This window comes from Stenotrophomonas sp. YJH_SMC_82 (genome assembly GCF_059368875.1).
Genome location: NZ_JCAFSE010000003.1, coordinates 256,962 through 274,155 on the forward strand (window position 1 = coordinate 256,962; position 17,194 = coordinate 274,155).

At 68.5% G+C, this 17,194-nt stretch carries 16 protein-coding genes and 1 pseudogene; 8 read left to right on the forward strand and 9 right to left on the reverse strand.

From position 1 onward, the window contains the following. Positions 1 to 74: 74 nt before the first annotated feature. Positions 75 to 1,448: a sensor histidine kinase N-terminal domain-containing protein gene (locus tag AC5P53_RS13860; RefSeq protein ID WP_164077807.1), complete on the reverse strand. Its 1,374-nt coding sequence runs from the start codon at positions 1,446 to 1,448 to the stop codon at positions 75 to 77. Then, complete coding sequence (locus AC5P53_RS13865) at positions 1,441 to 2,115, reverse strand: response regulator (protein WP_241886908.1); 675 nt, start codon at positions 2,113 to 2,115, stop codon at positions 1,441 to 1,443. Before AC5P53_RS13865 ends, AC5P53_RS13860 begins: the two co-directional genes overlap by 8 nt. 62 nt (positions 2,116 to 2,177) lie before the next feature. Between AC5P53_RS13865 and AC5P53_RS13870 the strand changes: the two genes are divergently transcribed. The 3 genes from AC5P53_RS13870 to AC5P53_RS13880 are packed head-to-tail and all read left to right on the forward strand — an operon-like array spanning position 2,178 to position 7,668. Continuing rightward, a complete protein-coding gene (locus AC5P53_RS13870) occupies positions 2,178 to 3,425 on the forward strand; it encodes a TolC family protein (RefSeq protein ID WP_241886907.1) in 1,248 nt (415 codons plus the stop codon). Continuing rightward, positions 3,422 to 4,594, forward strand: coding sequence for an efflux RND transporter periplasmic adaptor subunit (locus AC5P53_RS13875; RefSeq protein ID WP_241886906.1), 1,173 nt, complete (start codon positions 3,422 to 3,424; stop codon positions 4,592 to 4,594). Before AC5P53_RS13870 ends, AC5P53_RS13875 begins: the two co-directional genes overlap by 4 nt. Beyond that, on the forward strand, positions 4,591 to 7,668 hold the full coding sequence (locus tag AC5P53_RS13880; protein ID WP_241886905.1) for a CusA/CzcA family heavy metal efflux RND transporter: 3,078 nt from the start codon (positions 4,591 to 4,593) through the stop codon (positions 7,666 to 7,668). Before AC5P53_RS13875 ends, AC5P53_RS13880 begins: the two co-directional genes overlap by 4 nt. A gap of 117 nt (positions 7,669 to 7,785) precedes the next feature. Here the strand turns inward: AC5P53_RS13880 and AC5P53_RS13885 are convergent. Both AC5P53_RS13885 and AC5P53_RS13890 read right to left on the reverse strand, forming a co-directional pair. Further along, positions 7,786 to 7,872, reverse strand: a pseudogene (locus AC5P53_RS13885) (3-ketoacyl-ACP reductase); the annotation flags it as partial. A gap of 160 nt (positions 7,873 to 8,032) precedes the next feature. Continuing rightward, on the reverse strand, positions 8,033 to 8,776 hold the full coding sequence (locus tag AC5P53_RS13890; protein ID WP_241886904.1) for an SDR family oxidoreductase: 744 nt from the start codon (positions 8,774 to 8,776) through the stop codon (positions 8,033 to 8,035). 106 nt (positions 8,777 to 8,882) lie between these two features. On the opposite strand from AC5P53_RS13890, the gene AC5P53_RS13895 reads away from it, so the two are divergent. Next, positions 8,883 to 9,836, forward strand: a complete 954-nt coding sequence (locus AC5P53_RS13895) for a LysR family transcriptional regulator (RefSeq protein WP_049439531.1) — start codon at positions 8,883 to 8,885, stop codon at positions 9,834 to 9,836. 19 nt (positions 9,837 to 9,855) lie between these two features. On the opposite strand, the gene AC5P53_RS13900 is transcribed toward AC5P53_RS13895, so the two are convergent. From AC5P53_RS13900 to dkgB, 4 genes are read right to left on the reverse strand one after another with little or no spacing between them, the layout of a single operon-like run. Beyond that, positions 9,856 to 10,179 (reverse strand): MoaF-related domain-containing protein, encoded by a 324-nt coding sequence (locus AC5P53_RS13900; RefSeq protein WP_046430889.1) that lies wholly within the window; start codon positions 10,177 to 10,179, stop codon positions 9,856 to 9,858. Further along, positions 10,176 to 11,114 carry a cyclase family protein gene (locus AC5P53_RS13905; RefSeq protein WP_126412369.1) on the reverse strand — a complete coding sequence of 313 codons (939 nt, stop codon included), beginning with the start codon at positions 11,112 to 11,114 and terminating at the stop codon, positions 10,176 to 10,178. Before AC5P53_RS13905 ends, AC5P53_RS13900 begins: the two co-directional genes overlap by 4 nt. A gap of 19 nt (positions 11,115 to 11,133) precedes the next feature. Continuing rightward, positions 11,134 to 12,108: a TIGR03571 family LLM class oxidoreductase gene (locus tag AC5P53_RS13910; RefSeq protein ID WP_241886903.1), complete on the reverse strand. Its 975-nt coding sequence runs from the start codon at positions 12,106 to 12,108 to the stop codon at positions 11,134 to 11,136. A gap of 11 nt (positions 12,109 to 12,119) precedes the next feature. Next, the gene (gene dkgB / locus AC5P53_RS13915) at positions 12,120 to 12,923 is read right to left on the reverse strand and encodes a 2,5-didehydrogluconate reductase DkgB (RefSeq protein ID WP_241886902.1); all 804 of its coding nucleotides are present in this window, start codon (positions 12,921 to 12,923) and stop codon (positions 12,120 to 12,122) included. 118 nt (positions 12,924 to 13,041) lie between these two features. Between dkgB and AC5P53_RS13920 the strand changes: the two genes are divergently transcribed. Then, positions 13,042 to 13,944: a LysR family transcriptional regulator gene (locus AC5P53_RS13920; protein WP_241886901.1), complete on the forward strand. Its 903-nt coding sequence runs from the start codon at positions 13,042 to 13,044 to the stop codon at positions 13,942 to 13,944. Between the two features lie 269 nt (positions 13,945 to 14,213). On the opposite strand, the gene AC5P53_RS13925 is transcribed toward AC5P53_RS13920, so the two are convergent. Continuing rightward, a complete protein-coding gene (locus tag AC5P53_RS13925) occupies positions 14,214 to 14,690 on the reverse strand; it encodes a MerC domain-containing protein (RefSeq protein ID WP_241886900.1) in 477 nt (158 codons plus the stop codon). Between the two features lie 32 nt (positions 14,691 to 14,722). Here AC5P53_RS13925 and AC5P53_RS13930 point away from each other — a divergent pair, with 32 nt between their 5' ends. Genes AC5P53_RS13930 through AC5P53_RS13940 form a run of 3 tightly spaced genes read left to right on the forward strand, consistent with a single transcriptional unit; the run spans position 14,723 to position 17,194 of the window. After that, positions 14,723 to 15,256: a ZrgA family zinc uptake protein gene (locus AC5P53_RS13930; protein ID WP_046430878.1), complete on the forward strand. Its 534-nt coding sequence runs from the start codon at positions 14,723 to 14,725 to the stop codon at positions 15,254 to 15,256. Further along, positions 15,253 to 15,948, forward strand: a complete 696-nt coding sequence (locus AC5P53_RS13935; protein WP_126412359.1) for an ABC transporter ATP-binding protein — start codon at positions 15,253 to 15,255, stop codon at positions 15,946 to 15,948. The genes AC5P53_RS13930 and AC5P53_RS13935 overlap by 4 nt, the downstream gene beginning before the upstream one ends. After that, complete coding sequence (locus tag AC5P53_RS13940) at positions 15,941 to 17,194, forward strand: ABC transporter permease (protein WP_241886899.1); 1,254 nt, start codon at positions 15,941 to 15,943, stop codon at positions 17,192 to 17,194. Before AC5P53_RS13935 ends, AC5P53_RS13940 begins: the two co-directional genes overlap by 8 nt.

Consider the following 17,194-nt stretch of genomic DNA (forward strand, 5'->3'; position numbering starts at 1 on the left):
CCATGCTCGGCTGCTTTTGGCACGGTGCCTGAGCCGAGCATGGGCTCGGCTCTACAAGGGCAATTCGACAAAGGTCAACGGAAACGCAACCCGACGCGCGCGCCACCGAGCGGCGCCGTTTCGATCATCAATATCGCGCCATGCCGCTGCGCGATCTCGGCCACGATCGCCAGCCCCAGCCCGCAGCCATCTCCCTCGCTGCTGGCCCGGTAGAACCGTTCCGTGACGCGCGCGCGCTCGGCTTCGGCGATACCTGTACCGTCATCGTCCACCCACACCTGCACGCCCTCGGCATCCCGCTGTAGTCCCAGGGTGATCACACCGGGCACGGCGCCGTAGCGCAGCGCGTTGTCCAGCAGGTTGCCCAGCGCCTCGCGCAGCAACTGCGGATCACCCTGTACCTTCACGCCGTCGTCGGGTCCGTCGTAACCCAGGTCCACGCCCGCCACCAACGCACGGTCGGCGTAGCGCTCGACCACGCCCCGTGCCAACGCGGCCAGATCCAGCGGCTGCAGCGGCAGTGCGCTGCCCTGTGGCTCTTCCGAGCGGCTGAGCATCAGCAGCTGGTTGACCAGGTGCTGCAGCCGTGCCAGCCCGGCCAGCGTGCCGGACAGCGCCAGCTGCTGGGCCTGCGGATCCTGTTGGCGGAGTGAGCTCTCCAGCTCCACCTGCATTGCCGCCAGCGGCGTGCGCAGCTGGTGCGCCGCATTGCTGACGAAGCGCCGTTGCGCGGCCTGCATCGCGTCCAGCCGTTGCAGCAGTGCGTTGTAGGCTTCGACCGCCGGCCACAGTTCGCGTGGGGCTTCCTGCGCGGGCTCCAGCGGCGCCAGCGGGTCCGGACGCGGGCTGGCCAGCCGCCGCGCCACCTGGTTGGCATGGCGTGCAGCCGCGCCGGTACCGGACCAGGCCAGCCACGCGGCCAGCGCCAGGATCGCGGCCTGGAACGGGATGCTGGCCAGCAGCAGCTTGCGCTCCAGCCGGTGCCGCTTGCGCAGCGTCTCGGCCACGCGCAGGCGGATATCGTGGCCCGGCCCAGCGCTGACCACGACCTCGACCATGCGCACCGGCTGCCCACGCAGGCGCGCGTCGTAGTAGACGGCATCGTCGCTGCCGGCAGCGATCGCGGGGCGGGGCAGCGCTTCGGGCAGGTCCCCATACAGGCGCCCGCCCGCAGCGTCGACCACTTCGCCATGCACTTCGTCAGCGGTATCCCAGGTGAACATGCGCGACACCGCGGGCGTGATCTCGATCGAGGCACGCCCGTCCTGCACCTTCACCAGCTCGGACAACGACATCGCCGAGTCCAGCAACCAGCGGTCATAGACCTGGCCGGCATAGAAGCGGGCCAACGCGAATGAACCGATCGCGCTGCACAGCAGCAGCACCAGCAGGGGCAGCCACAGGCGGCGCAGCAGCAGGCCACGCAGGCTGTGCACACGCTCAGTCACCACCGGCTTCCAGCCGATAGCCCAGGCCACGCAGCATGCGGATGCCGACGCCGGCGCGCGCCTGTTCCAGCTTGCGGCGCAGGCGGCTGACATGCACTTCGATCACTGACAGGTTGGCCTCGTGATCCCAGCTGTACAGCGCGTCGAACAGGCGCTGCTTGGTGACGGTGCGGCCAGGATGCTGCATCAGTGCCTCGACCAGCGACAGCTCGCGCGCGGTCAGTTCGATGCGCTGGCCTTCCACCTGCACTTCATTGCGGATGCTGTCGAAGCACAACCGGCCCAACCGCTTCTGCGCCGGTGCGTCGCTGCGGCGACGCGACAGCGCACGCAGGCGGGCTTCCAGCTCACCGAGTGCAAACGGCTTGGCGAGATAGTCGTCGCCACCGCGGTCAAGGCCGAGGATGCGGTCCTCCACGCCATCGCGCGCCGTGAGGATCAGCACCGGCAGTGTGACGCCGTCGTTGCGCAGGCGCGAGAGCAGGTCGAGGCCATCGACGTCGGGCAATGAAAGATCGAGCACCATCACGTCATACGGCGCGCTGGCCATTGCAGCCGGCGCGTGCAGCCCGCGCGAAAGGTGGTCGCACAGATGGCCGGCGCCCTGCAGGGCGCGGATCAGTCCATCGGCCAGGGCGGCGTCGTCTTCGATCAGCAGGATTCGCATTGCAAGCTTCGTGCAAGGTTGGGGCAAGTTTGGCGCAAGTGCGTCACCTTACCGTGACGTGCATGAATTTCGCCCGTCGTCTTGCGGCCCTGCTGGCCGCCCTTTCGTGCGCGCCTGCGGCTTCGGCGCTGTCCTTGCAGGACGCACAGCGTGCAATGGAAGCGCACAACCCGGACCTGCGCGCGGCGGCATTGGAACTGCGTGGGGTGCAGGGCGATGCGCAGACCGCTGCGTTGCGGCCAGCGGCCGAGCTGTCGATCGGCAGCAGCAAGATCAGCCCGAAGCACGGCATCGGCCCGGGGCGCTGGCAGGACAAGCGGGTGGACAGCACGCTGGGCCTGGGCTGGACCTGGGAGCGCGGCGGCAAGCGCGCATTGCGCATCCGCCAGGCGGACGCGCTGCTGGAAGTGGCCGGGCTGGACATGCTCGATACCCGGCGCCGGCAGCAGGTGGCACTGCATGAAGCCTATTTCGGCCTGAAGGGCGCGCAGGAGCGGGCGCAGATTGCCGAGGCCAACCGCCAGAGTTCGGCCGAACAGATGGCGGCGGCCGACAAGCAGGTGGCCACCGGGGCGATGGCGCCGGTGGATCGCGCGCGGATGGCGGTGGACCATCTGGCGGTGGCCGATGCGGCGCGCGAGGCGGCCCTGGATCTGCGTGACGCGCGGCATGCGCTGGGCCTGCTGCTCGGCAGCGATGACAGCCGCGACCTCAGTGCCGATGACCCCTGGCCGGATGCCAGCAGCGTGGCCAGGGTGCGCGCGTTCGATCCGCAGCAGCGTGCCGATCTGCGCGCGGCACGCTCGCGCCTGGCCGCCGCCGACGCTGGCGTGGCCCTGGCACGTAGCGAGCGCCACCGCGACATCCAGCTGGGTGTGGAGGCCGAGCGCGAGCCCACCGATATCAGCGGTGTCACCTGGGGCGTGTCGTTGACCATTCCGCTGGGCGGCCCGTCGCGCGCACGCGGCGCGATCCAGCGTGCCGAGGCCGACCGGGACAGCGCCGCGCTGGAACTGCAGCTGCTGCAGCGCGAAGCACACGCTGAACTGGACCAGCTGCAGGCCAGCGTGCAGTCCGCCGCGCAGCGCCGCAGCGATTACGAGGGGCTGCAGTCCGACGCTGCGCGCAAGGCGGTGGAGGGCATCGAACTGGCCTATCGCCGTGGCGCCGCCAGCCTGACCGATCTGCTCGACGCGCGCCGCAGCTGGCGCGAGTTCGAGGCCGCGCTGATTGATGCGCGTGCCGACCATGCCATTGCCTTGGCGCGCTGGGAAGCGGCCACATCCGTTGCTGAAGGAGAGTCCCGATGAAGTCCACCGTCGCCCATCGCCCGCGGGCGCGACATGCCATGCTGCCGGCCCTGCTGGCGCTGGCCCTGCTGGGCGGCTGCGGTCGCGAACCGGCGTCGTATACCGAGGATGCGCCGCAGGTCAGTGCCGGCCAGATCCTGTTTCCGGCCGGCAGCCGCCAGCTGGATGTGCTGCGCAGCGAGCTGGTGACCGCCGGTGCCAGCGCCAGCCTGCAGCTGCCGGGCCGGGTGGTCTGGGACGAGACCCGCTCCAGCGCGCTGCGCACCCCGCTGGCGGGGCAGGTGGCGCGCATCGAGGCACAACCGGGGCAGAAGGTGAAGGCCGGCCAGGTGATCGCCTGGATCACCTCGCCCGAGTTCGGCCAGGCGCAGGCGGAGGGCGTGCGTGGCCGTGCCGAGCTGCAGCTGGCACGCCGGGAACTGGACCGCACCCGCGAACTGCACGCGGCAGGGGTGGCGTCGGGCCGTGAACTGGACGAGGCCGAGGCCAGCTTCGCCGGCAGCCAGGCCGATCACGCGCGCGCGACCGCCTTCGCCAGGGCGTATGGCAACGGCCAGCACGTCGACCAACGGCTGCCGCTGCGCGCACCCATTGATGGCGTGCTGGTGGAGCGGCGGATGAGCCCGGGCATGGCAGTCAGCCCCGACAGCGAACAGCCGCTGGCGATGATTGGCAATCCTGACCGCCTGTGGTTGCTGCTGGATGTACCGGAGAGCCTGGCCGGACGCCTTAAGGCGGGCATGCAGGTGAGCGTGCCCGGCGCCGATGGGCAGCCGCAGCAGGCGACCCTGCAGCACGTGGATGACTTCGTCGACAGCGAACGCCGCGTGGTGCAGGCGCGCGCCGAACTGGACAACCGTGCGCGCGGTTTCAAGGCGGGCCAGTACGTGCGTGCGCAGGTGGCAGTGCCGGCCGGGGGCGGTGTCTCGCTGCCCGATGCTGCGGTACTGCTCATCGACGGCAAGCAGGTGGTGTTCGTGGAGGAGGCCAAGGGCCGCTTCGCGCGCCGCGCCGTGCGTGCCGAGGAACTGGGCGATGGCCGCCTGTGGGTGCGCGAGGGCCTGGCCCAGGGCGCCAGGGTGGTGGTCGAAGGGGGCCTGTTGCTGCAGCAGCTGGTCGACAGTGCGCCCGCAGCCGCCAGCACCGGGACGGGGCATGCCGCGCCATGATCGATCGCCTGATTGCCTATTGCCTGCGCCAGCCGCTGATGGTGATGCTGGCGCTGCTGCTGTTCATCGGCGCTGGCATTGCCGCGTTCCGCGTGCTGCCGGTGGAAGCCTTTCCGGATGTGTCCGACACCCAGGTGACGGTGGTATCGCTGCACCCGGGCCGGGCCGCCGAGGAGGTGGAGCGCGAGGTGACGATGCCGCTGGAAGTGGCACTGTCCGGCATCCCGCATTCGGTGCGGGTGTTCTCGCATACGCAATTCGGCCTGTCGATGATCATCCTGACCTTCGACGACAAGGCCGACGATTACTTCGCGCGCCAGCAGGTGCTGGAACGCCTGCAGGGCGTGGAGCTGCCCGAAGGGGTGACGCCGGAGCTGGAGGCGATGAGCTCGGCGGTGGGCGAGATCTACCGGTACGTGCTGAAAGGCCCGCACCTGACACCGACCCAGCTGCGCACCGTGCAGGAATGGACGATGGAGCGCAGCCTGCGCACCGTGCCGGGCGTAGCCGATGTGATCAGTTTCGGTGGCTTCGCGCGTACGTTCCAGGTCAAGCCGGACCTGGACAAGCTGCGTGACCGCGGCATCAGCCTGGGTGAGTTCGCCGAGGCGCTTGAGAAGGGCAGCTCGAACGCAGGCGGCGGCTACGTGGAACGTGGCCAGCAGCAGTTCCTGATCCGCGGCGTCGGACTGATGCGTTCGCCGGCCGACATCGGCAACGTGGTCGTGGCGCAGCGCAGTGGCACGCCGATCCTGGTGCGCGACCTGGCCGGCATCGCCGATACCGGCCTGCCCCGGCAGGGCCTGGTCGGCCAGGATGACAACGACGATGCGGTGTTCGGCATGGTGCTGATGCGCAAGGGCGAGAACCCGTCCGACGTGCTCGACGCCCTGCATGCGCGCATCGCCGAGATCGAAGCGAACCAGCTGCCGGCCGGGGTCAGCATCGAGCCGTTCTACGACCGCTCGTGGCTGGTCTCGACCACGCTGAAAACCGTCTTCAGCAACCTGCTGGAAGGCGCGGTGCTGGTGTTCCTGGTGCTGTGGCTGTTCCTGTACAACGCCCGTGCCGCGCTGATCGTGGCGGCGATGATGCCGCTTGCGCTGCTGTCGACCTTCCTTGGCCTGCATCTGTGGGGCGTGCCGGCCAACCTGCTGTCGTTGGGTGCGATGGACTTCGGCATCATCATCGACGGCGCGGTAATCGTGACCGAGCACATCGTCTCGCGATTGTCGAAGCTGCCACCTGCGGCCGACCGTAAGACACGCTTCTCGACCATTCTTTCGGCAGCGTCGGAAGTGGGCCGGCCGACGTTCTTCTCGATGCTGATCATCATCGCCGCGCACATCCCGATCTTCACCCTGCAGCGCCAGGAAGGCCGCATGTTCGCGCCGATGGCGTACTCGGTGACCTCGGCATTGATCGGCGCGCTGATCCTGGCGCTGACCGTGGTGCCGTTGTTCTGTTACTGGTGGCTGCGGCGCGACCGCATGCGCGACGGCAATCCACTGATGGACCGCCTGACCGGCTGGTACCGGCCGGTCCTGGAGCGCGCACTGGCCCGCCCGCGTGCGGTAGTGCTGACCGCGATTGCGCTGCTGGTCGGCACGCTGGCATTGGGCACGCGGCTGGGTTCGGAGTTCCTGCCCGAGCTGGACGAAGGATCGATCTGGCTGACGGCCACGCTCGACCCGAGCACCAGCCTGGGCGAAGCGCAGCAGCAGTCGCGGCGCATCCGTGAGCTGGTCGGCAGCTTTCCGCAGGTATCGACGGTGGTGGCCAAGCTGGGACGCCCGGAAGACGGCTCCGATGCCAAGGGCGCCAACCAGATCGAGGCGCTGGTGGCGTTGAAGCCGGAGAAGGAATGGCCGAAAGGCGTGGGCAAGCGACAGCTGGTGAGCGATCTGCAGCGCACGCTGGAGCAGCGCATTCCGGGCCCCGAGTTCTCGATTTCGCAGCCCGTGCGCGACAACATCCTGGAGAGCATCTCGCAGATCAAGGGCCAGGTGGTGATCAAGGTCAGCGGCTCGGATCTGGACGTGTTGAACCAGCAGGCGCAGGCGATCCTCGGCCAGGTACGCGGCGTGGAGGGCGTGGAGAGCGCCTTCATCGACCGCGACGGGTCATTGCCGCAGCTGCAGATCGAGATCGACCGCGACCGCGCCGCGCGCTATGGCCTGAACGTACGCGACGTCGACGAAGTGATCGAGACCGCACTGGGCGGGCGCCAGGTCGGCGAGCTGTGGGAGGGTGACCGCAGATTCCCCATCACCCTGCGCCTGGACGATGCCGATCGTGACCTGCAGCGGCTGCGTACGGTGCCGGTTGGCATCGGCGATGGCCACACGGTGACGCTGTCCGACGTGGCCGACTTCCGCATGGCCAGCGGCGCGATCAACATCTCGCGCGAGAACGCACAGCGGGTGAAGGCGGTGAGCATCTTCATCGCCGGCCGCGACATGGGCAGCGTGGTGGCTGACATGCGCAAGCGCGTGGATGCCAGCGTACAGCTGCCGGAAGGCTATCGGCTGGAGTGGTCCGGCGAGTTCGAGAACCAGCAGCGTGCGATGAAGCGGCTGGGCTGGGTGATTCCGCTGTCGGTGCTGATCATCTTCGTGCTGCTGTTCGATGCCTTCAAGGACATCAGCAGCGCCGCGCTGATCCTGGCCAACGTGCCACTGGCGATGATCGGCGGCATCCTGGCCCTGTGGCTGACCGGCATTCCGCTGTCGGTGTCGGCGGCAATCGGCTTCATTGCATTGTTCGGGCAAGCGGTGCTGAACGGCGTGGTGATGCTCAGCCGCTTCGCCCAGTTGCGCGAGCAGGGCATGGACCTGCTGCAGTCGGTGGTGCAGGGTTCGCTGCAGCGCCTGCGCACGGTGCTGATGACCGCACTATTGGCGATGTTCGGCCTGCTGCCGATGGCCACCTCGCATGCGATCGGTGCCGAGACCCAGAAGCCGCTGGCGGTGGTGGTGATCGGTGGTCTGCTGTCGGCGATGCTGCTGACCCTGCTGGTGTTGCCGACGCTGTACTACTGGGTGCATCGCCGCCGCGAGGGGCGCATCGCCTGACCTGCCTGTAGAGCCGAGCCCACGCTCGGCTGCTTCTGGCCTTTGCGCGAAGAGCAGCCGAGCATGGGCTCGGCTCTACAAGGGCGTCGCGCCATGCGTGGATGCCACCTGTGCGATCTACACCATTCCGCCGTTGGCGCGCAGCACCTGACCGTTGATCCATCCGCCATCGGCACCTGCCAGGAACCCCACTGCACCGGCGATGTACTACTGGGTGCATCGCCGCCGCGAGGCGCGGATCGCCTGACCTACCTGTAGAGCCGAGCCCACGCTCGGCTGCTTCTGGCCTTTGCGCGAAGAGCAGCCGAGCATGGGCTCGGCTCTACAAGGGCGTCGCGCCATGCGTGGATGCCACCTGTGCGATCTATACCATCCCGCCGTTGGCGCGCAGCACCTGGCCGTTGATCCATCCGCCATCGGCACCTGCCAGGAACCCCACCGCGCCGGCGATGTCCTCCGGCGTACCCATCCGCTCCAGGGGGTTCATCTTCGCCAGCCGCTCGATCAGCTCGGGCGATTTTCCATCCAGGAACAGATCGGTGGCGGTCGGGCCCGGCGCCACGGCGTTCACGGTGATATTGCGTCCGCGCAGCTCCTTGCTGAGGATTGCGCCCATCGTCTCCACCGCCGCCTTGCTGGCCGCATACACGCCGTAGTTCTCCAGCCGGATGCCGACCACGCTGGTGGACAGGGTGATCAGCCGGCCACCGTCGCGCACCCGTCGCGCGCTTTCGCGCAGCACGTTGAAGACGCCCCTGAGGTTGATGCCGATCACCCGCTCGAACAGGGCGTCGTCGGTATCGGCCAGTGGTGCCAGCTGCAGCACCCCGGCGCTGTTGACCACCACGTCGATGCCGCCGAAACGGGCTTCGATGGCGTCGAAGAGCTGGCGCACCGCCTGCGGATCGGACACATCGGCCTGCAGCGCGGTGGCCTGCGCGCCGGCGGCGTTCAGTTCGGCCGCCAAGGCTTCGGCGTCGTCGCGGCGGCCCGCATAGTTGATCGCGACCGCGTGGCCATTGGCGGCGAGCCGACGCGAGATGGCGGCACCGATGCCACGGGATCCGCCGGTGACCAGGGCGACAGAGCGGGCGGGGGAGAGGGTCATGGTGACTTCCACGGGGACACGCCGAAGTGGCGCAGCGCCATCCTCGCGAAATCGCGCTTTCGGATAATCCTGCATAATCCGCCAACATCATCCGGATAGCCGAACAATGGACCGCTTCACGGCCATGCGCGCCTTCGTCCGTATCGTCGAGCGCCGCAGCTTCACCCGGGCCTCCGAGGACCTGGGCCTGCCGCGGGCCACGGTGACCGACGCGATCAAGGCGCTGGAACAGCGGCTGGGCGTGCGCCTGCTGCACCGGACCACGCGGCTGGTGGTGCCGACGCTGGAAGGCGAGGCCTTCTATGGCCGTTGTCTGCGCCTGATCGCCGACATGGACGACGCCGAGGCCGCCTTCCGTGATGCGCCGCCGCGCGGCCCCCTGCGCATTGAGGTGCATGGCACGCTGGGCCGGCACCTGCTGTTTCCCCACCTGCCGGAGTTCCTGCAGCGCTACCCGGAGATCGAACTGGAGGTCAGCGAAGGCGACCGCTATGTCGATCTGCTGCGCGAAGGCGTGGATGCGGCGCTGCGGGTGGGCACGCTGGCCGACAGCGATCTGGCGGCGCGCCGGTTGGCGATGCTGCGCGAAGTCACGGTGGCCGCGCCGGGCTACCTGCAGGCCAAGGGCGTGCCAGGCAGCATCGAGTCCCTGCTGGGTGGCCATGAAATGGTGGGCTATCGCTCCAGCGCCACCGGCCAGCTGATCCCGCTGGAGTTCCAGCAGGGCGGGCAGGTGCGCTACGTGCCGCTGCCGGTGCGGGTGCGTGTGTCCGGTGCGGATGCGTTCCTCGGCGCCGCGCTGGCGGGCCTGGGCATCATCCAGGCTCCGCGCTACCGGATGGACCCGTATATCGCGCGCGGGCAGCTGGTGGAGCTGTTGCCGGACGCGCCGCCGACCCCAAGCCCGTTGAGCCTGGTCTACCCGCGCAACCGCACGCCGTCCCCACGCTTGCGGGTGTTCATCGACTGGGTGGCCGGGGTGTTCGAGCAGACCGGGGGTGCCGGCCAGCGGCCGGCACTACCGGAGCGGCACGCGAAGCTGTCCGACCGCAGGGGGTAGTGCCGGCCGCTGGCCCGCATCACAGCGCTGCCAGCGGCCCTTGCATGCGATGGAAACTGCCATCGGTGGCGGTGAACCAGGCCAGCGAATGCCCGCCCGCGAAGTCATCGACATGCACGACCGTAGCGCCATCGGCTTCCTGCCACGAAATGGCATAGACCCCGTCGCTGATCCGCTGCCACTCACAGGCGGCTTCGCCCTGCGCACCGGCATAGGCGCCAGAGACGATGGCGTACTGCACGTGGCGGCCATCGGCGCTGTAGACATTGTCGGCGGCCAGGCCGTCATAGCTGACGCGGAAGCGGCGGCCGGCGAACAACGGCAAGGCGGGGGCAGTGTTCATCGGATTGCCACCGGGTTGATGTTGACCTGGGTCGAACCGACGTACAGCGGCTGGCCGAGCACGAACAGGAATTCCCAGGCCTTGTCGCGCACCAGGGCACGGCTGTCGATCAGCTCCAGGTTGTAGATGCCACGCTTGGCCAGCATGTACTGGTTGATCGGGAACTCCTCGGCACCGTTCGGGTTCGGGTAGACCTCCGAGGCCCAGGTGTCGCCACCGAAGGCGACGATGCCCTGGTCGGCCAGCCACTTCGCCGCCTCCATGCCGATACCCGGTTCCACTTCCAGGAACTGTTTGTCGTCCTTGCCGATCAGTTCCAGCCAGCCGGTGTTGAACAGCACCACGTCGCCCTTGCGCAGGCGCAGCCCCTGCTTCTTCAGCACGGCCTGGATGTCGGCCACGGTGAACTCGGTGCCGCCGGGCACGATCGCCTTGCCGTAGTACGTGGTCATGTCCAGCACGACGCCACGGGTGACCATCGGCGGCACCTTCTCGACGCCAAGCTTGCGCACCCCGTCCACGGTGACGAAGTCGGCGGCCTTGTTGCCGTTGTAGTAGACGTTGTCGATGCCGATATGGCCGATGCCGTTGAGCTGGGTGCCAACGCCGGTCCAGGCGTTCACCAGTTCATCGTTGAAGGTGAACTTGTTGGGGCCCAGCGACTTGCCAGCCTGCTGGCCGACCTGCACGTTGTACAGGCGGAAGCTGCGGTGGCGGAACGCGGGCAGGTTCTTGTCCACCGGCACCGCCAGCGGATAGGTCTTGCCGGTCCTGACCAGCGAGACCGCGTGCTTGACCACGTCGGCGGTCAGCAGGTTGGCCGCGCCAATCTCGTCGTTGGCGCCGTAGGCAGAGGGGTACCAGTCCTCGGCAGTGGCCTGGAAGGACAGCGGCAGGGTAGCCAGCGCTAGCGCGGCCAGGGTCTTCATCTTCATGGCAAAGCTCCGGTAACTGTCAGGCCGTCGCGGGGGCGGCAAGCGGGGCATGCGGCGCAGCGGCGCCGGCGTGGGCCGGGAAGTGCGGCAGCACGTACTCGGCGATTTCGTGGAAGGTTTCGGCCAACGGCCGTTCGTTGCGGCGGAACTGCAGGCCGATGTGGTCGACACCGGCCGCCCGCATGGCGTACAGCTCGGCCAGCAGGGCGTTGCGGCCGCCGCGCAGGCCGAAGCGCCAGCGCTGCAGAGGAGCATCGGCATCGGCCACCAGGTCCAGGTGGATGAAGCTGGCATAGGGCTTGTTACCGGCCACGGCGCGCCAGGCCGCCACGCGTTGTACATGGTCCTGCGGCGTGCCCGGGTAGGCCAGGCAGCCATCCATGTGCTGGCCGATCCACGCCGGTTGCTGCTGGGCCAGGCCTGCCACGAACAGCGGCAGGGCCGGGCCATCCGCGGGCAGCACGTCCAGGCCCTGCGGCAGGTGCGCGGCAGCGCCTTCGCGCAGCAGTGCGATGTGCTCGCGGAAGCGGCTGCCACGGCTGTCGAAGTCGCGGCCGAACAGCGGGTACTCCACCGGGCGGTCGCCACTGGCCACGCCCAGCAGCAGGCGGTCACCGCTCAGCCGCTGCACGCTGCGTGCCGACTTCAGGGTCAGCAACGGCTCGCGGATCGGCAGCACCACCGCGCCGGTACCCAGCAGGATGTGCTCGGTGATGCCGGCCAGGTAGCCGAGGTAACTGAACACCTCGAACACCTGTGCGGCATCGCCGAAGGCCGGGTCGTACACGGGCACGTCGCGTACCCACAGCGCACGGAAGCCAAGGCGGTCGGCCAGCCGTGCCAGCTCCGCATGGCGCTGCAGGTCCGGTTCGCCGGGCAGGCGTCGCGCGGCGTGTCGTGCCTGTTCGCCCAGCGGCGTCCAGTCATTGTCCAGCGGCGCTTCGATGCCGATGCTGAAGCCACCGGCCTGCAGACGCGTCAACGCACTGCCCATGGCGAGGCTCCTCAGTCCCAGGCCGGGGCCAGGCCCGGCGGATCGACTTCGCGGCCGTTGCGGTCAAGCGCAGCGATCGCGGCCATGTCATCGGCATCCAGGTGCAGGTCCTGGGCGAGCAGGTTGCTGGCCAGGTTCTCGCGCTTGGTCGAGGACGGGATGACCGAGTAACCCCGCTGCAGCGCCCACGCCAGCGCGACCTGGGCGACGGTGGCCTGGTGCTTGTCGGCGATGGCGGCCAGCACCGGGTCCTTCAGCACCTTGCCGTAGGCCAGGGTCATGTAGGAGGTGACGATGATGCCTTGTTCCTGCAGGAAGGCAGTCAATGCAGGGTTCTGCAGGTAGGGGCTCAGTTCGATCTGGTTGGTGGCGATCTCGCCGGCGCCGACCACCTCGATGGCCTGCCGGGTCAGTTCGATGTTGAAGTTGGACACACCGATCTGACGGGTCAGGCCCAGCGATTTGGCTTCGGCCAGCGCGGTCATGTACTCGCGCAGTTCAACGCCATTGCCCGGCGCCGGCCAGTGGATCAGCAGCAGGTCGACGTACCCGGTGCGCAGCTTGGCCAGGCTGTCGCGCAGGCTCGGGATCAGCTTGTCTGCGGCGTAGTTGTCCACCCAGATCTTGGTGGTCAGGAACAGCTCGTCGCGCGGGACGCCGGATTCGGCGATGGCCTGGCCGACGTCGGCTTCGTTGCCGTAGATCTGCGCGGTATCGACCGCACGGTAGCCGACGTCGAGGGCGTTGCGCACCGAATCGATGACGGTCTGGCCGGTCAGGCGGAAGGTGCCGACGCCAAAGGAAGGAACGCTCATGATGGACTCCAGGGACTTCGTTGAGAGCCGGTGGGCTCGGGACAGGGCGAAGTGTGGGCGCTTTACATTTGTTGATTAAGCCGTGTATACGGGAAACGCTTTTGCGCCGAGGTAAAAAATGAAAACCACCCTGGATGAGCTGAAGGCCTTCGTGGCCGTGGTCGACAGCGGTTCGATCACTGCCGCGGCCGAAGAGCTGGAGCTGACCATCTCCGCCACCAGCCGCACCCTGGCGCGGCTGGAGGACAAGCTGCAGACCACGCTGCTGCGGCGGACCACGCGGCGGCTGGAGCTGACCGAGGAGGGAGCCGCATTCCTGGAGTACGCGCGCACGATCCTGGTCACGGTGGACGAGGCCGAGGAACAGATGGCCGCGCGGCGGCTGCAGCCGGTCGGGCGCCTGCGCGTAGACGCCGCCACGCCGTTCATGCTGCACGTCATCGTGCCGTTGCTGGAGGGCTTCCGCGAGCGCTACCCGCAGGTGGAGCTGGAGCTGAATTCCAATGAAGGCATCACCGACCTGATCGAGAAGCGCACCGACGTGGCGTTCCGCATTGGCGTGCTGCGCGATTCCACCCTGCATGCGCGGCCCATCGGCCACAGCCGCATCCGCGTGGTGGCCAGCCCCGAGTACCTGCGCCGGCGTGGCACGCCCACGCGGGTGGAGCAGCTGCGCGAGCACGACCTGCTTGGCTTCACCCAGCCCAGTTCGTTGAACGAATGGCCGCTGCAGGATGCCGATGGCGGCCCATTCGTGATTGAGCCGGCGATTGCTTCATCCAGTGGCGAGACACTGCGGCAGATGGCGGTGACCGGGCTGGGCATCGCCTGCCTGTCCGACTTCCTGACCCGCCAGGACCGGCGTGACGGCCGCCTGGTGCAGTTGTTCGCCAAGCAGACGCAGGAGGTGCGCCAGCCGATCAACGCGGTGTACTACCGCAACACCGCGCTGGCCGCGCGCATCACCTGTTTCGTCGACCACGTGACGCAGACGCTCGGCCAGCGTCCGTTTGACGAATAAGGCGGCGTAGCGCCGGCCGCTGGCCGGCTGCCGGGTCCCGGGGGCTGCCGGCCAGCGGCCGGCACTGCCAACTGTGTATCACCTGATGCGTGGCCCATGCATGGAGGGGTAGAGCCGGCCGCTGGCCGGCTGCCGGGTCTCTGGGGCTGCCGGCCAGCGCCCGGCACTACCAACTGTGTATCACCTGATGCGTGGCCCATGCATGGAGGGGGTAGAGCCGGCCGCTGGCCGGCTGCCGGGATCCCGCAGCTGCCGGCCAGCGGCCGGCACTACCGGCGGTTGTGCAGCGCGCGGCGGTTGCCGATGTGCGCGCATGCCAGCAGCACGCCACCACCAGCTGTCGCCACGCCATGCCAGAGCAGTGATTCCTTCAGCGGCAGGTATAGCGAGGCCGGCAACAGCAGGAGGGCGCCGACGCAGGCCAGCCTTGCAGGTCGCCAGCGCCCATGCCGGTGAACCCCGGCCAAGGTGCTCACCAAGGCCAGCGACGAGGCCAGCAGCGCAAACAGCCATTCCCAGCGCGACATCATCAGCAGAAACGTCATCGCGCCATGGCCGGGGTGCTGGAACGAGCGCAGCGCCATCATCGCTGCCGGCACGAAGGCCAACAGCAGGGGCAGGGCGATGCAATGGGCGGCGCAGGCCAGGGACAGCCAGGCCCCGGCTAGATCGAAGCGGGGGTGCCAGCGTGCCGAAGCTGGCGGCTGGGCCAGGGCCCTTGCAGGCGTCGTGGGGATGTGGTCCATAATGTTACATAGTAACAATTGGAGCCTCTCCCATGAAGCGTTCTGCTGCTCTTTTCCTGCTGCTGGCTGCCAGCGCTGCACAGGCCCATGATGTCCGCCAGCTCGGTGCGCACGTACACGGCCAGGCCACCGTTGATCTTGCGCTTGACCAGCAGACGCTGGAATTCGCCCTGCAGGCGCCCGGCATCGGCATCCTTGATTTCGAGCGGCCGTCGGCCAATGCAACCGAGCAGGCCGCGCTGGCGCGTGCGATTGCGCTGCTGCAAAGCGGCAGCTGGGTCACCTTGCCCACCGCCGCGGGCTGCCGCCTTATCGCGAACGATGCCAGGGCCGAGGGCTTCGATGCGATGGCTGCCGCGCCGCCGCCCGGTCAGCATCGCCACGCAGGGTTCAGCGCAACCCTGCGGTACCAGTGCACCAAGCCTGCCGGGTTGCGGGCCATCGTCGTGCGCCTGCCCGCAGTATTCCCGGGCCTGCACGAAGTGATCGTCAACAGCACCACCGCCCATGGCCAGAACCGCAGCGTGTTGACTGCGGACAATCTGCGCGTGGTGCTGGCACCGTGAGCATGCGACCGGTGATCGTGCTGGATGGCGTGCAGTTCGGCTATGGCCGGCGGCTGGTGCTGGACGTGCCGCGGCTATGGATCGAGCAGGGCAGCAGCGTGCTGCTGCGCGGAATCAGTGGCGGTGGCAAGAGCACGCTGCTGGGCCTGCTGGCGGGCGTGCTGCTGCCCGGCAAGGGCCGCATCGAGGTCGCCGGCCACGCGCTGCAGGCGATGCGTGGTGCCGCGCGGGATCGCTTCCGCGCCGACCACCTGGGCGTGATCTTCCAGCAGTTCAACCTGCTGCCGTTTCTCAGCGTGCGCGACAACATCGCACTGGGCCTGCGCTTCTCGCGCCTGCGCAGTGCGCGCATCAGCGGGCCGTTGAATGCCGAGATCGCGCGACTGCTGCAGGCGCTGCAGCTGGACCCCGGGCTGATGCAGCGCCGCGCCGGCACGCTCAGCGTCGGCCAGCAACAACGCGTGGCGGCGGCACGCGCGCTGATCGGCCGCCCGGCGTTGCTGCTGGCTGATGAGCCGACCTCGGCGCTCGACCGCGACGCGGCGACCGCGTTCCTGAAGCTGATGTCGGCGCAATGCGAGGCGGCCGGCACCACGGTGCTGGTGGTCAGCCATGACGACAGCCTGCAGCCGTTGTTCGACCGCACGATTGCCCTGTCTCAGATCAACCAGGCAGGTGCCGGCCATGCTTGAGCTTGCCTGGGCCAGCCTGCGCAGCCGCGCGTTGAGCGTGGGCCTGACCGTGCTGGTCATCACCCTCAGCGTGGTGCTGTTGCTGGGTGTCGAGCGTGTGCGCACGCAGGCGCACGAAGGCTTCGCCAGCACGGTGTCGGGCACGGACCTGATTGTCGGTGCGCGTTCGGGGCCGGTGAACCTGCTGCTGTACGCGGTGTTCCATATCGGTGACCCCACCAACAACGTGTCCTGGCAGTCCTACCAGGCGCTGTCCGCAATGCCGCAGGTGAAGTGGGCGGTGCCGCTGTCGCTGGGCGATTCCTGGCGCGGCTACCGGGTAGTGGGTACCACTGGCGGCTACTTTGAACACTATCGCTATGGTTCCGGTCATGCGCTTGCCTTTGCACAGGGGCGGCCCTTTGATGATCTGTATGACGCGGTGATCGGCGCGGAGGTGGCACGCGCGCAGAAGGTCGGCCTCGGCGACGAGATCGTGCTGGCGCACGGCACCGGCCCGGTCACGCTGGCCACGCATGCCGACAAGCCGTTCCGGGTCTCCGGCATCCTGCAGCGCACCGGCACGCCGGTGGATTCGTCGCTGCTGGTCTCGCTGCCGGCGATCGAGGCCATCCACGTCGACTGGCGCTCGGGTGTGCAGCTGCGCAGCCAGAGCGTCAGTGCCGAGCAGGCGCGCCACCTCGATCTGACCCCGACCAGCATCACCGCTTTCATGCTCGGCCTTAACTCGCGCATCGCCACCTTTTCGGTGCAGCGCAGGATCAACGAGTATCCCGAAGAGGCGATGCTGGCGATCCTGCCCGGGGTGACGCTGCAGCAGCTGTGGCAGTCGCTGGGCACGGCCGAGCGCGCCCTGCAGCTGATCAGCGCGTTGGTGGTGTTGCTGGGCATGGTCTCGCTGGTGGCGTTGCTGGTCTCGACGCTGCAGCAGCGGCGGCGCGAGATGGCGATCCTGCGTGCGACCGGCGCGCGGCCGGGTTACATCGCCGGCCTGCTGGTAGTGGAAGCGGTGGCAACCAGTGCCGTGGCCTGCGTGCTGGCGTTGGGGCTGCTGGTGGCCGCCAGCATGGCCGGACGCGGCTGGGCCCTGGCCACGTTCGGCCTGTCCATCACCCATGTCTGGCCGGATGGCCGCGAGCTGGCCTGGGTGGCGGGTGTGTTGGCGATCAGCGCGGTGGCCGGGCTGGTGCCGGCGTTGCTGGCCTACCGGCGCACCTTGGCCGATGGTCTGTCGCCGGGAGGCTGA

Coding starts and splice junctions, on each gene's coding strand:
- AC5P53_RS13895 (WP_049439531.1), top strand. CDS start 8,883: ATGGACCGCTTCACGGCCATGCGCGCCTTCGTCCGTATCGTCGAGCGC.
- AC5P53_RS13870 (WP_241886907.1), top strand. CDS start 2,178: ATGAATTTCGCCCGTCGTCTTGCGGCCCTGCTGGCCGCCCTTTCGTGC.
- AC5P53_RS13940 (WP_241886899.1), top strand. CDS start 15,941: ATGCTTGAGCTTGCCTGGGCCAGCCTGCGCAGCCGCGCGTTGAGCGTG.
- AC5P53_RS13910 (WP_241886903.1), bottom strand. CDS start 12,108: ATGGGCAGTGCGTTGACGCGTCTGCAGGCCGGTGGCTTCAGCATCGGC.
- AC5P53_RS13900 (WP_046430889.1), bottom strand. CDS start 10,179: ATGAACACTGCCCCCGCCTTGCCGTTGTTCGCCGGCCGCCGCTTCCGC.
- AC5P53_RS13890 (WP_241886904.1), bottom strand. CDS start 8,776: ATGACCCTCTCCCCCGCCCGCTCTGTCGCCCTGGTCACCGGCGGATCC.
- AC5P53_RS13875 (WP_241886906.1), top strand. CDS start 3,422: ATGAAGTCCACCGTCGCCCATCGCCCGCGGGCGCGACATGCCATGCTG.
- AC5P53_RS13865 (WP_241886908.1), bottom strand. CDS start 2,115: ATGCGAATCCTGCTGATCGAAGACGACGCCGCCCTGGCCGATGGACTG.
- AC5P53_RS13905 (WP_126412369.1), bottom strand. CDS start 11,114: ATGAAGATGAAGACCCTGGCCGCGCTAGCGCTGGCTACCCTGCCGCTG.
- dkgB (WP_241886902.1), bottom strand. CDS start 12,923: ATGAGCGTTCCTTCCTTTGGCGTCGGCACCTTCCGCCTGACCGGCCAG.
- AC5P53_RS13925 (WP_241886900.1), bottom strand. CDS start 14,690: ATGGACCACATCCCCACGACGCCTGCAAGGGCCCTGGCCCAGCCGCCA.
- AC5P53_RS13920 (WP_241886901.1), top strand. CDS start 13,042: ATGAAAACCACCCTGGATGAGCTGAAGGCCTTCGTGGCCGTGGTCGAC.
- AC5P53_RS13930 (WP_046430878.1), top strand. CDS start 14,723: ATGAAGCGTTCTGCTGCTCTTTTCCTGCTGCTGGCTGCCAGCGCTGCA.
- AC5P53_RS13880 (WP_241886905.1), top strand. CDS start 4,591: ATGATCGATCGCCTGATTGCCTATTGCCTGCGCCAGCCGCTGATGGTG.